This window comes from Ruminococcus turbiniformis, from assembly GCF_020687545.1.
Taxonomy (GTDB): domain Bacteria; phylum Bacillota; class Clostridia; order Lachnospirales; family Lachnospiraceae; genus Mediterraneibacter; species Mediterraneibacter turbiniformis.
In genome coordinates, this window is record NZ_JAJEQX010000003.1 from 14268 (window position 1) to 26754 (window position 12487).

10 protein-coding genes and 1 pseudogene are annotated in these 12487 nt (G+C 50.7%); 3 read left to right on the top strand and 8 right to left on the bottom strand.

Annotated features, from left to right (window positions below; translation table 11 throughout):
- Position 1 precedes the first annotated feature (1 nt).
- Positions 2 to 931, bottom strand: coding sequence for an ABC transporter ATP-binding protein (locus tag LKD70_RS02310; protein WP_227706448.1), 930 nt, complete (start codon positions 929 to 931; stop codon positions 2 to 4).
- Between the two features lie 205 nt (positions 932 to 1136).
- On the opposite strand from LKD70_RS02310, the gene LKD70_RS02315 reads away from it, so the two are divergent.
- Genes LKD70_RS02315 through glgX form a run of 3 tightly spaced genes read left to right on the top strand, consistent with a single transcriptional unit; the run spans position 1137 to position 5026 of the window.
- Positions 1137 to 2255, top strand: a complete 1119-nt coding sequence (locus LKD70_RS02315; protein WP_227706449.1) for a sensor histidine kinase — start codon at positions 1137 to 1139, stop codon at positions 2253 to 2255.
- Positions 2236 to 2862 carry a response regulator gene (locus tag LKD70_RS02320; RefSeq protein WP_227706450.1) on the top strand — a complete coding sequence of 209 codons (627 nt, stop codon included), beginning with the start codon at positions 2236 to 2238 and terminating at the stop codon, positions 2860 to 2862. The genes LKD70_RS02315 and LKD70_RS02320 overlap by 20 nt, the downstream gene beginning before the upstream one ends.
- 43 nt (positions 2863 to 2905) lie before the next feature.
- Complete coding sequence (gene glgX / locus LKD70_RS02325) at positions 2906 to 5026, top strand: glycogen debranching protein GlgX (protein ID WP_227706451.1); 2121 nt, start codon at positions 2906 to 2908, stop codon at positions 5024 to 5026.
- A gap of 99 nt (positions 5027 to 5125) precedes the next feature.
- Here the strand turns inward: glgX and LKD70_RS02330 are convergent, their stop codons facing one another.
- The 7 genes and pseudogenes from LKD70_RS02330 to LKD70_RS02365 all read right to left on the bottom strand — a co-directional run bounded on the left by LKD70_RS02330 (position 5126) and on the right by LKD70_RS02365 (position 12487).
- The gene (locus tag LKD70_RS02330) at positions 5126 to 6001 is read right to left on the bottom strand and encodes a M15 family metallopeptidase (RefSeq protein ID WP_227706452.1); all 876 of its coding nucleotides are present in this window, start codon (positions 5999 to 6001) and stop codon (positions 5126 to 5128) included.
- 293 nt (positions 6002 to 6294) lie between these two features.
- Positions 6295 to 7536: a metal-dependent hydrolase family protein gene (locus tag LKD70_RS02335; RefSeq protein ID WP_227706453.1), complete on the bottom strand. Its 1242-nt coding sequence runs from the start codon at positions 7534 to 7536 to the stop codon at positions 6295 to 6297.
- Between the two features lie 86 nt (positions 7537 to 7622).
- A pseudogene (locus tag LKD70_RS18495) lies at positions 7623 to 8623 on the bottom strand (proline racemase family protein).
- Between the two features lie 81 nt (positions 8624 to 8704).
- Positions 8705 to 9088 carry a RidA family protein gene (locus LKD70_RS02350; protein WP_227706455.1) on the bottom strand — a complete coding sequence of 128 codons (384 nt, stop codon included), beginning with the start codon at positions 9086 to 9088 and terminating at the stop codon, positions 8705 to 8707.
- Between the two features lie 3 nt (positions 9089 to 9091).
- Positions 9092 to 11182: an acetate--CoA ligase family protein gene (locus LKD70_RS02355; protein ID WP_227706456.1), complete on the bottom strand. Its 2091-nt coding sequence runs from the start codon at positions 11180 to 11182 to the stop codon at positions 9092 to 9094.
- 28 nt (positions 11183 to 11210) lie between these two features.
- Positions 11211 to 11747: a 2-oxoacid:acceptor oxidoreductase family protein gene (locus LKD70_RS02360; protein ID WP_227706457.1), complete on the bottom strand. Its 537-nt coding sequence runs from the start codon at positions 11745 to 11747 to the stop codon at positions 11211 to 11213.
- Positions 11747 to 12487: a thiamine pyrophosphate-dependent enzyme gene (locus LKD70_RS02365; protein ID WP_227706458.1), complete on the bottom strand. Its 741-nt coding sequence runs from the start codon at positions 12485 to 12487 to the stop codon at positions 11747 to 11749. The genes LKD70_RS02360 and LKD70_RS02365 overlap by 1 nt, the downstream gene beginning before the upstream one ends.

Below are 12487 nucleotides of genomic sequence, written 5' to 3' on the forward strand. Positions count from 1 at the left end.
TTTAATCTCTGAGCTGCTTGCCTGTAATCTCAAGGAACACGTCATTTAATGTAGGAAGCTCGGAGAACACCCGTCCAAACGGGATTTCACGTTCATTTAAAAAATTGAGGATATGGATCAGGTTGTGCTTTCCTTTCGTACACTTGACCGTAAGCGTCTGTCCTTCGTACCGGACCTCGTATACTCCCGGAAGCTCCCTCACTCTTTCCAGTTCCTCCCCGGCCAGTATCACAGCTTCTATCGTCACTGTCTCTCCGGTTTTGATCATACTCTTCAGCTCTTCTTTTGTTCCCACAGCGATCTCTCTGCCATGGTCCATAATGGCGATTCTTGTGCAGATCTGCTCTACCTCCTCCATATAATGAGATGTATAGACAATCGTCGATCCCTGTCTTGAAAGCTCGCAGATCCCCTCCAGTATCCGGTTCCTGCTCTGAGGGTCCACCGCCACAGTGGGTTCATCCAGAATAATCAGTCTCGGCTTATGCGCAACTCCGCAGGCGATATTCAGCCTTCTGAGGAGGCCTCCGGAGAGCTTCTTCGGATATGCCTTCCGGTAATCTTCAAGGCCGGCAAACCGTATGGCTTCCTCAACCAGTTCTTTCCTTTTTCCTTTGTCCGATACATACAGGCTGCAGAAATAATCGATATTGTCCCGGACGTTCAATTCCTCAAATACAGCCACATCCTGCATAACAATTCCGATCTGCCGTTTCACCCGGTAATTGTCCGGCGCCATCTCCTCGCCCATAATTTTAATCGATCCCCTGTCAAATTTTAAAAGGGCGAGCATACAGTTGATCGCGGTTGTCTTTCCGCTTCCGTTGGGGCCCAAAAGTCCGAATATCTCCCCTTCTTTTACGTTCAGATTAAAATGGTCCAAAGCGACTGTGTTTCCGTACCGCTTCACAAGATTTTCTATTTTTATCACAACGCGTACCTCCTGTCACATTTCATTTTATGCTGTCATTATAGAACAGCACATTTGCTTGCTGTAGTGTTCTCTGTCACAGACCCGCATGACAAATGTCACTTTCCGGGTATGTTTGTGCCGTCCTTTCTTTATTTTTCTTTGCTTTCCCGCTGTGATAGTCTATAATTATCAGTAGTAAGACACTGGTTTTCGGAGGGACACTATGTATGCGGATACAATACAGGAAGAGCTGAATTACATTCTGCTCCTTCTTTTGTGTATATTTTCACTGTTTTATGTACGCCCGGATCTTCTCTATGTGGCGGCGTTTCTCTGCGCCCTTATTCTCTGCTCAGCGGATCGTTTTCTGAATGGCAGCCGCATCTTCGGCGCTCTCTGCGTCTGCTTTTTCGCCGCGTTTTTCCTGGCTCCGCCGTTTTTCTTTTTCGCCCCGGCCGTCATGTACGGCCTGTTCCGGCGCAGACTTTTCCCGGCGGCAGGCCTGTGCATCATTCTGTTTTTGCTCTGCGCATTCCGTCTGCATATTTCAGGTACTGTGCTTTTTTTCCTGGAACTGTTCGGATTTGCCGCCGGTTTTCTTCTTGCAAAAACTTCCAGGGAATGTTCAGAGTTAAAAGACGCACTCAGACGCATTCAGGATGACAGCGCGGAACGTGACATTCTGCTCACAGAAAAGAACCGGACGCTTCTGGAAAAGCAGGACTATGAAATTTACACAGCTACATTGAAAGAGCGCAACCGGATCGCCAGAGAGATTCACGACAACGTAGGCCACCTTCTCTCCCGCTCCATCCTGCTTGTAGGCGCTGTTAAATCCGTCAACCGCAACCCTTCTCTCTCCCAGACAATTGACTCCCTGGACGAGACGCTCTCTCAGGCCATGACAAGCATCCGCGCAAGCGTCCACGATCTGCGGGATGATGCCGTCAACCTGGATGAAGCCGTGCGTTCTCTTCTTCGGGAATTTACATTCTGTCCGGTCTCCTACTGCTTCGACGCAGGCAGGTTTATACCCAGAGATGTAAAATACAGCTTCATCAGCATTATAAAGGAAGCCCTCTCAAACATCATGCGGCACAGCAGCGCGGAGAATGCCTCCATTACCATCCGGGAACATCCCGCCCTCTATCAGCTCTGCATTGAGAACGACGGTCCGCCGGGAGTCCACCCACCGGAAGTGACGGGCGGAATGGGCCTTTCCAATATGCGTGAACGGGTAAATAAACTTGGGGGAAGCATCCACTTTTTTACAGAAAACGGATTTAAAATACTGATTACTATACCAAAAAGGAGTTCTTACCATGAAACTGATACTGATTGACGACGACTGCCTTGTCGTAAGCGCTCTGAAGATGATTCTTGAATCGCAGCCCGGATTTGAGGTCGCCGCCTCTGCCTTTGACGGAAGTGAGGCCCTCTCCCTGTACAGAAAGCACCGTCCTGACGTCCTGCTTATGGACATCCGCATGAAGGGAATGGACGGCCTTAAGGCATCCGAGCAGATTTTAAAAGAATTTCCCGATGCCCGCATCCTTCTTCTGACAACCTTTTCCGACGACGAGTATATTATAAAAGCCCTGAAGCTTGGCGCGGCCGGATATCTTCTCAAACAGGATTATGAAAATATTATCCCGGCAATCCATGCCGCAGCGTCCGGACAGTCCGTATTCGGAGACGGAATCGTCTCCCGTATCCCCGGACTCATCGCAAAGGACGAGAAACCTTCCTTTGATTATACGGCGCACGGGATCAGCGAGCGGGAACTGGACGTAATACGCCTTATCGCGGAAGGGCTCAACAACCGTGAAATTGCCTCACAGCTGTATTTAAGCGAGGGAACCGTGAGAAACTATCTCAGTATGATACTTGATAAACTCGGCCTCAGGGACCGTACCCAGCTGGCCGTATTCTATCTGGAGAGAAGATAGCTTCCGCTGTCTTTCCGGATAACCGAAAAAGGAGATGAATTATATGTCACTGCACACATCCGACCTTATACTTGTTCCGGGGCAGCAGCTGCAGCCGCTTGATACGATCTCCGGCTTTCAGGTACGTCCCGGCTTTTTCCGCTTCTTCGGGGCGACAATTATTCCCGGAGGGGTAAATTTTACGATTCAGTCTCACGGGGCGGCCTCCTGCGAACTTCTCCTTTTCCACCGTGAAGCCGAGGAGCCGTTCGCCGCGCTTAAATTCCCGGAAAATTACAAAATCGGTTTTGTCTACTCCATGATTGTATTCGGACTGGACGTAGAGGAATTTGAGTACGCGTACCGGCTGGATGGCCCCTATGATGAAAAAAAGGGACTGCGCTTCGACAGGACAAAAATCCTTCTTGACCCATACGCGCGCGCCGTCACCGGCCAGAGTCAGTGGGGCTGTACGAACAATCCTCAGCACAGCTACCGCGCCCGCGTCGTCCACAATAACTTTGACTGGGGACTTGAACGCTCCGCCCCTATTCCCATGGAGGATCTTGTCATCTATGAACTGCATGTGCGGGGCTTTACAAAGTCTCCCACTTCCGGCGTGGAATGTCCGGGAACCTTCCGGGGACTGGAAGAAAAAATCCCGTATCTGAAAAAGCTGGGCATCAACGCGGTAGAGCTTATGCCCGTATTCGAGTTTGACGAAATGCGTGACGCCCGCCTGATCGATGAAAATGAGCTGCTTGACTACTGGGGCTACAACCCGGTCTGTTTCTTTGCCCCGAACACAAGCTACTCCTCCTCCACAGAATACAACCGGGAGGGCATGGAGCTTAAAAGAATGATCAAGGCGCTCCACGACAACGGCATCGACGTAATTCTGGACGTTGTATTTAATCATACCGCCGAGGGCAATGAACTGGGGCCTTCTTTCTGCTTCAAGGGATTTGACAACAACATCTACTACATGCTGACACCGGACGGGAAATACTATAATTTCAGCGGATGCGGCAACACGTTAAACTGCAACCACCCGGTTGTCCAGGAACTGATCCTGGACTGTCTGCGCTACTGGGTGACAGACTACCGGGTAGACGGGTTCCGTTTTGACCTCGCTTCCATCCTGGGAAGAAGCGAGAACGGTACGCCTTTAAATCAGCCGCCTCTCCTTCGCAGTCTGGCATTTGACCCCATTCTCGGAAATGTAAAGCTGATCGCGGAAGCCTGGGACGCCGGCGGCCTCTACCAGGTAGGATCGTTCCCCTCCTGGAAACGCTGGGCTGAGTGGAACGGACGCTACCGCGACGATATGCGATGCTTTTTAAAAGGCGATGCCCACATGGCGGCAATCGCGGCGCAGAGAATGACAGGCTCCCCCGATCTGTACGATCCGGTATATCGCGGCGGAAATGCCTCTGTAAATTTTCTGACCTGCCATGACGGCTTTACTCTGTATGACCTTTACAGCTACAACCAGAAGCACAATGAAGCCAACGGATGGGACAACACAGACGGTTTTGACGACAATAACAGCTGGAACTGCGGCGTGGAAGGGGATACTGACGACCCGGATGTCCTTTCCCTGCGTTTCCGCATGATCAAAAATGCCTGTGCTGTCCTCATGTGCAGCCGCGGGACTCCCATGTTTTTATCCGGAGACGAATTCGGCGATACCAGATTCGGAAACAACAACCCGTACTGCCAGGACAACGAGATCTCCTGGATTGACTGGAGCCTGCTTGAGAAAAACGCAGACCTGTTTGATTTTTTCCGCTACATGATCGCCTTCCGCATGAACCACCCGGCCATCCGCAAGGATCTGGAGCCAAGCTACATCGGCTTTCCTTCCATGAGTATCCACGGGCTTATTCCCTGGGAAACAGACACTCCCAAAAATGACTTTGTGTCCTGCGTTCTTTTCTCAGGCTACGACGAGGACGCCGCCCGGGAGGATCTGGTCTATGTAGCTGTAAACGCGCACTGGACAGCGGCAAATCTGACTCTGCCCGATCTTCCTGACGGGTATACATGGAAAATTGCCGTCAACACAGGCGATAAAAAACAGCAGACCTTTTCGCCGGAGGAAATGCCCTCCGCGGAAAAAAATCTGCTGCTCGGTGAACGGTCTGTAATTGTATTTACAGGAGAAAAGCTGCCTCTCTCTTAGGGGCAGCTTTTTCACGAAAACATTCTCTGCTCCACAGGCGGTTCTCTCCGAAACATTTCCCGGCTCACGGGCGGCTCACCTTCAGAATCGCCCCTGGCTTTACGAACGGTTCTGTCCAAGATACTCTTCAAGAGTCACATTCTGTTCTGTAATCTCTTTCGCCGTCTCTGCTCCCACATAGCGGTAATGCCACGGCTCATAAACGATTCCCGTAATCTCTTCCGTTCCTTCCGGATACCGGAGAATAAATCCGTATTCCCAGCAGTGCTCCATCAGCCACTGCTGCTCGGCTGTGCGGGCCTGTCCCTCATCCAGCTGCGTATACCCTGCTGAAACGATATCAACCGCCAGCCCGCTTGCATGCTCGCTCGTGCCGGGTACAGCCACATTGCGCGCCGTCTCGCTATATGCCTCCGCCTCTGTAAGACCCTGTCCCATGCGCTGGCTGACTCCGTCATTGAAGAGCTGCGTCTGGTAATCATAGGAGCGGTATCCTGATATTACATACATATCAAGCCCCTGGGCGGAAGCGTCATTTAACATCTTTAAGAGTGCGTCGGCTATGCGGGAATCCACAGAGTGTGAATCATCAATCTGTGTAAGACTCGCGGGTGTATAGGAAGCGTCCAGCGGATGATCCCTGTTTATGAGAGCAAGCATCCAGCTGTCCTCACCTGCAAGCATCTGGGCGTTGTCCTGCTGTACGGTCTCTGTTTCACTGCCCGCCGTCCCGGAATCCCCGGACGCCGCGTCCTCCGCGCTGTCCGCCGTCTGATCTGCGTCTGATACGCCCCCCGCTGAAGCTTCCGAAGAAGTCTGCGCAACAGTTTCCTCAGTCTGGGCCGCATCCGCTGTTTTCGCAAAAAGCCTCTGAAATTCCGGTGATAAAAGAATCAGGCCAACCAGGATCAGACTTAAAACTCCGGTCGCTGCAGGTTTAATTATTCGATAATGCTTTCGGTAAAATAATTTCATGTCGGTCTTTTCCGTATTCTGTGTTTTAAAGTACAGAGCCCATTATAACACCTGCTCCGGATTTTTCAAGGGGGTGGAAAAATGCAGGGGGTGGAAAAATGCAGCGAAATGAGAACTCCGGAAAATCACAGCGTATATGCCTTGAATGGAGGGCGCCAGTTCTGGGCATACAATGCGGCTGTGATTTTCCGGATTCTCTGTGATTATATGATATTCAGGATGGCTTTCCCGTCCGGTTTTGTACATGTGAATTAAAATAACGGGATTTCCATGCAAAATCTTTGGAAAAACTTCTACAGGTTATTTCTGGCGAAGTCTCCTTCTTTCATAATGACGAGCATATTGTCGACTGTAATATTCCTGATGTTCTCCAGCGGGTTCCCGTCGATGACAAGCAGGTCCGCGCTCTTTCCTTCCTCCAGAGAGCCTGTCACATCGTCTACCTTTAACACTTTCGCGCCGTTTAATGTTGCGGCTACGATTGTGTCCATCTCGCTGATTCCTGCGCATTCAACAAATGCGTGCAGCTCACCCACCGCTGTCTCGCCGTAAGGTGTCATCTGGGAGTTGAAGGAATCAGAACCGATTGTCAGCAGGATTCCTCTTTCCTTTGCCTTTTTCAGGTTCGCGTAGATACGCTGGAGATCTTTCTCCGCCACTGTCTCTCCCGGGTACTGGTCATGAAGCGCCGGGTCATATTTGGGCGGGAATGTCTTAAGCCATGCCGGCATGAAATTGATCGTCGGGCAGAGGGCGATTCCCTTCTCCGCCATCATATCCAGCGTCTCGTCATCCAGCGACTGGCCGTGTATGATCAGGTCGACGCCGGCCTTTACTGAATTGTAGGCGCTTCCGAAGCAATGGGACCATACAGGCACATGGCGCATCTTGCACTCGTCAACAACCGCCTGGACTTCTTCCATCGTATAATGCTGGTCCATAGCCGTCTCCCAGCGCCAGATACCGCCGCCGGTCGCCCAGATTTTGATCGCATCCGGATTCTCACGGAGACGTCTGCGTACTGCTTTTCTTAAATCCCACGGGCTGTCCACACACTCGCCCCAGGGATGTCCCGCGTAGTTCTGCTCGATCGATACCTTGTGGGAATCTCCGTGGGAACATGTTGCGCAAAAACCCCGCCCTGTCGCAACAACACGCGGCCCTTTCATCACTTTCTGCTCAATCATGTTCCGGATATGAATACCGAACAGAGAGACCTCGCCGACTGTGGTAAGTCCCGCGTCAAGGCACTCATGCGCCTGCTGAACCGCCACAACCGCCTTCTGCAGATTATCCTCTGTCGGCCAGTCTGTGTCATTATCCGTAAGATTTCCCGAAAAGTGGAGGTGAGCGTCGATCAGGCCGGGCATGATCGTCTTCCCGCTGATATCAATTGTCTCATATCCTTCCGGAATTTCTTTTGCCGCCCCTGCGTAAGCGATCTTTTCTTCCTCCACAAGCACAAGGCTGTTTTCCACCGCCGGCGCGCCTGTTCCATCGATCAGCATGCCGCCTTTAAATGCATATTTGGCCATAGTATTCTTCTGCCTCCTTTTTATTTTTCTTTCTCCCCCGGCAGCACACCGGGATCAATTTCATCAAGTTCACTCTTCTGCATCCTCTACGCCCAGATATCGCCGATCGTATACCCTTCCGGGAATGGATCTGTAGAATCAAGGACAAGGTTGCTGTATCCGTAAATCCAGGACTCTCCCGCGATCGTCGGAATCACTGCTTTGTGCCCCGCGATCTCAGTCTCCTCGATCAGATGTCCTTTGTAGACAACTCCGAGAAGTCCCTGATGCCGGAATGTCTCGTTTAACTTCAGTTCTCCTTTGGCGTACATTGCAGCCATTCTCGCGCATGTTCCGGTTCCGCACGGACATCTGTCCAGAGCGCCGATCCATGTGGACGGATTGTCAAAATCGACCTCGCCGCTGGCAACTGTAACCGCATTTCTGATATCTGCGTTCGGATCGTCTGTCGGTCCGAAGAGCTGGGAGATTGTAATTCCCACGCCCGGATAATTCGGATGCTCTACCGGAAGCTGATCCTGGGCTGCGCGCAGGATCAGTGAAGAAACTCTCGTGATCTCACGTCCCATGTCCGGCGTAAGTTCAATCCACGGGAACTGGCGTACATCCGCCATCACATAGAACATTTCGCCTTGATTCCGATCAGACCTGCCGGAGCCTCGAGCTGGAACTCTGTGTAGGGCTCCTTCATCTCAATCATTCCCGTTTCAAGGAGAACTGTCGCGACAGAAATGACATTTCCGCCGGACATCATCGGATACTCCGTCTGCTCCATAATAATGAAACCTGCAGCTGCGTCCGGATGCTTTGGAGGAACAATGATATTGCAGCACATCGGGGGATATCCTCTGGGCTCACGAAGCAGGAATTTACGAAGGCTGTCGTCCTGCGTGCGCAGATACTCTTCCATCTCATAGACGCTGTCGCCCGGAATATGCCCGACTCCGCCTGTTACAACTCTCATCGGCTCGCCGTCATGCGTCTCTACTACGTTGATCACTCGTTTAAATCCCATATAAATCCCTCCTTTATGAGAACAAGCCGCCGGAAAATCATTTGCGTATATGCTTAAAATGGAGGGCACCATTTCCGAGCAGACAGTGCAGTCCTGATTTTCCCGGCAGCTTGCTTACTCTGCTGTCTCACCAATATGTACTATTCGTCAGCCTTAATCTCCGATATATGCCGTTGCAGCCGCCTCGAGAACCGCATTCCCCGGCATCCTTGCAGCCTGAACGAGCCATCTTGCAGGTTTGTTTTCCCCGAAGAACTCCGCGTACACTTCATTGATCGCCGCAAAGTCATCCAGATCCCTGACAAAGATTTCCATCTTCACAATGTCGGCCTTTGTTCCGCCGCCTTCCTCAACGATGGCGAGCACGTTTTCAAGAACAAGTTTCGCCGCTTTCTTTACATCTGTCTCCGCTTCGCCTGTTCCCGGATAGAGCGGGATCTGTCCTGATGTAAAAATAAAGTTTCCGCATTTCTTTCCGTGGCAGTACGGTCCGATCGCCGCAGGTGCCTTGTCTGTATTTAATGTGATTCCAGCCATTTTTTATTCCTCCTCTTCATAAGAGATAAGCAGTGCGTCTGCCATCTCGACTCCTTCTTTTGTGACAAGAACCGGATTGATATCCATCTCCTTGATCACATGTTTCTCCTGTGCAGCCACATCGGACACCGCCACAAGGAAATCGGAAAGCGCATCCACATTGAGCTTTTCCGCGCCTCTGTATCCGTCAAGCAGCGGGAACCCTTTGAGCGCCCGTATCATATCCATTGCCTGTTTCTTCGTAATCGGCGCAAGAGCTGTCTGTACATCCTTGAAAATCTCTACAAACACACCGCCAAGTCCTGCCATAATCATTGGGCCGAACTGGGGATCGTTTTTGACTCCGACGATCACTTCCACACCGGATTTGAGCATGTGTGCCACGAGTACGCCCTGAATGTCCGCATCCGGGCAGTGTTTTCTTCCTGAGCTTATGATCGATTCAAAGGCTTCTTTTACCTCGTCCGCGTTCATAAGATTTAACTTTACGCCGCCTACATTGGACTTGTGCATGATATCCTTGGAATTGATCTTAAGGACAATCGGATATCCGATTCTCTCCGCCGCTTCCGCCGCTTCTTCTGCGGTAAGGGCGATCTCCTGGGGAACAACCGGAACCCCTCTCTCTGCCAGGAACATCTTGCTCTCATATTCGGTGTACACTCTTGTCTTCTTTCCGAACGGCTTCTCCGGCAGACTTGCAGGAGTATCTTCATACTCGAATTTCAGGAAATCCATCAGTTTCTTCAGGGATTTGAGTCCGTATTTTCCTGTAAACAGAAGCGGAACCCGGCACTCTTCCAGAATCTGCGCCGACTTCGGATGGCGAGTATGCTCGATAAACGGAAGCCAGAAGATCGGTTTCCGGTCTGCATCATTGCTCACCATCTGAATAGCCTCTACCATATAGTCCACCGTTGTATCCCAGATCTCCGGAGTGATTGTATAGCCGAGACATATGCTGTCCACTCCCGGATCTTTAAACAGATACCTGAATGCCGCCGCCAGCTTGTCGGAATCATATCCGAGAGAAGCTGTCATATCAAGCGGATTGTTGACCGTTGCATAGGACGGAAGCATTTTTTTGAGTTCCTCTTTTGTCTCGTCCGAGAGATCTGCAAGAGTGATTCCGCTCATATCCGCCAGATCTGCGGTCACTCCGGCCTCGCCGCCGGAAACATTCATGAATACAAACCGTTCTCCCTTCGGATATTCGCTGAGTGCGGAAAACATCTTCGCATGAGCGAACAGTTCTTCCAGATCTTCTGCCTCGATCACGCCGTATTTCTTAAGAAGCGCACGGAACGCTCCGTCTGATCCCGCAAGGCTGCCTGTGTGGGAACTTGCCAGCTCTTTCGATTTTGCAGAACGTCCGGTTTTCAGTATGATGACCGGCTTTCTGATCTGCGCCGCTTTCCTGAGCGCCCTCTCGAGCACATCCGGCTTTTTCACTCCTTCGTAGTATGCCGCCACAACTTTTGTGTCCGGATCATTTACGAGAAATTCGATATAATCCTCTACCGTCACATTGGCGCTGTTTCCTGAGGAGATCACATAGGAGAATTTGATTCCCGGAAGATCAAGCCCCGCCAGAACGATCTGCCCGCTCTGGGAGATCATTCCGATATTTCCCTTTCTCTCCCGTTCTTCCGTCTCAAATGCAAAGAGGAAAATGTCGTCCACATAGTTTGCAAATCCCGCGCAGTTGGGACCCATCAGCGCGATATCAAGCTCCGCGCACTTATCGATAAGTTCCTTCTGAAGCGCCTTTCCTTCCGCTCCTGTCTCACCGTAGCCGCTGGCGAACACGACCGCCGCGTGACATCCCTTGCGGGACGCCTGCTCAAGCAGCGGGATGACTGTCTTCTGGTTTGTACAGATTACCGTCAGGTCGATCGTATCGTCGATCTCATCCAGGGAATGCCAGCATTTATGGCCCAGTACTGTATCATATTTCGGGTGTACCAGATAGACTTTCTCGCTCTTTTTTGTAAAGCGGAAGAAGTTTCTCGTCGTATCCCCGCCGAAGCCGGCTTTCTCACTGGCTCCGATAATCGCAATGGATTTCGGTTTTAAAAGTTTATCCAGTCTCATAAATTTCTACCAGACCTTTCCGTCATTCTCAGACCTTCTCTGCAAGCTCGTATCCTCTTTCAATACTGACAGCATTTGCAGGATTAATTTTTCCTTTTTTCTCAAAATATGCGTTCATCTGCTCAATGAAAAAGTCTTTTTCCATCATGCCTGTAGCTTTTACGAAAGCCCCCAGCATATAGATGTTTGTATTTCTGGCTGCTCCCTGCTCATTGGCGAGATCTGTCGCCGCTATCTTCCACACATTTACATTGTCAGGATAGTTTTCCTTCTTTACAAGAGAGCTGTTGACAATTACAGTTCCGCCCTCTCTCACCATAGGAAGAAATTTATCATAGGAAGGCTCGTTAAGCGCAAGAAGCACATCCAGTTTGGTCGGATACGGGCTTCCGATTTCTTCATCCGAAATCACCACGCTGCAGCTTGCGGTTCCTCCGCGCATCTCAGCACCATAGGAGGAGGTCCATGTTACGTTTTTATCCTGCTTTACCGCTACATTGATCAGGATCAGTCCTGCAGTAAGCACACCCTGTCCGCCGAATCCGGCCAGAATAATATCAGCCATTATTTCGCACCTCCTCTGTCAACAAATACACCTGTCGGGAAAATCTTTTCCGTTTCATCTTTTATCTTCTCCATTGCCTGTACCGGAGTCATTTTCCAGTTTGTCGGACATGGGGAAAGAACTTCAATGATGGAAAATCCTTTCTTGTCTCTCTGGTTTTCGAAGCCTTTTTTAATGTACTTCTTCAGTTCTCTGATATGCTTCGCATCATATACGGCGCCTCTGGCAGCAAACTCGATGTCCATGGATTTGAGCATCTGGAGAACATCAAACGGTTTTCCGGTATCCTCTACATTTCTTCCCTTTACAGAAGATACTGTCCAGTCTCCTTCAAGAGTTGTCGCCAGACAGAGCTGTCCTCCCGTCATTCCGAAAATACCGTTATTTACAACAATCATTGTAATAGGAATATCTCTGGCCGCGGCAAAACATGTCTCCGCAAGGCCGATTACATAGGAGCATCCGTCTCCTGCATGTACATATACATTTGCATCCGGGCGTACTTTCTTAATACCTGTCGCAACCGACGCACAGCGGCCATGGGGGCCGGCAATTCCGTCAAAATTAAGTGCATCCAGTGACCAGTATGCACAGGCAATATCCACTACTGCGATCGTCTTTTCCGCAATGCCCAGCTCTTCCACAGATTCTGCGATCAGGCGCTGGATGATTCCGTGTCCGCAGCCGCCGCAGTATCCGGCCGTCTGCACGATTGATTCCGGTTTTTTCATTCCTGCCAT

Bases quoted from the DNA above. Each gene is read 5' to 3' on its own strand.
- LKD70_RS02315 (WP_227706449.1), top strand. From the start codon at position 1,137: ATGTATGCGGATACAATACAGGAAGAGCTGAATTACATTCTGCTCCTT.
- LKD70_RS02320 (WP_227706450.1), top strand. From the start codon at position 2,236: ATGAAACTGATACTGATTGACGACGACTGCCTTGTCGTAAGCGCTCTG.
- glgX (WP_227706451.1), top strand. From the start codon at position 2,906: ATGTCACTGCACACATCCGACCTTATACTTGTTCCGGGGCAGCAGCTG.
- LKD70_RS02330 (WP_227706452.1), bottom strand. From the start codon at position 6,001: ATGAAATTATTTTACCGAAAGCATTATCGAATAATTAAACCTGCAGCG.
- LKD70_RS02335 (WP_227706453.1), bottom strand. From the start codon at position 7,536: ATGGCCAAATATGCATTTAAAGGCGGCATGCTGATCGATGGAACAGGC.
- LKD70_RS02350 (WP_227706455.1), bottom strand. From the start codon at position 9,088: ATGGCTGGAATCACATTAAATACAGACAAGGCACCTGCGGCGATCGGA.
- LKD70_RS02355 (WP_227706456.1), bottom strand. From the start codon at position 11,182: ATGAGACTGGATAAACTTTTAAAACCGAAATCCATTGCGATTATCGGA.
- LKD70_RS02360 (WP_227706457.1), bottom strand. From the start codon at position 11,747: ATGGCTGATATTATTCTGGCCGGATTCGGCGGACAGGGTGTGCTTACT.
- LKD70_RS02365 (WP_227706458.1), bottom strand. From the start codon at position 12,487: ATGGCAGGAATGAAAAAACCGGAATCAATCGTGCAGACGGCCGGATAC.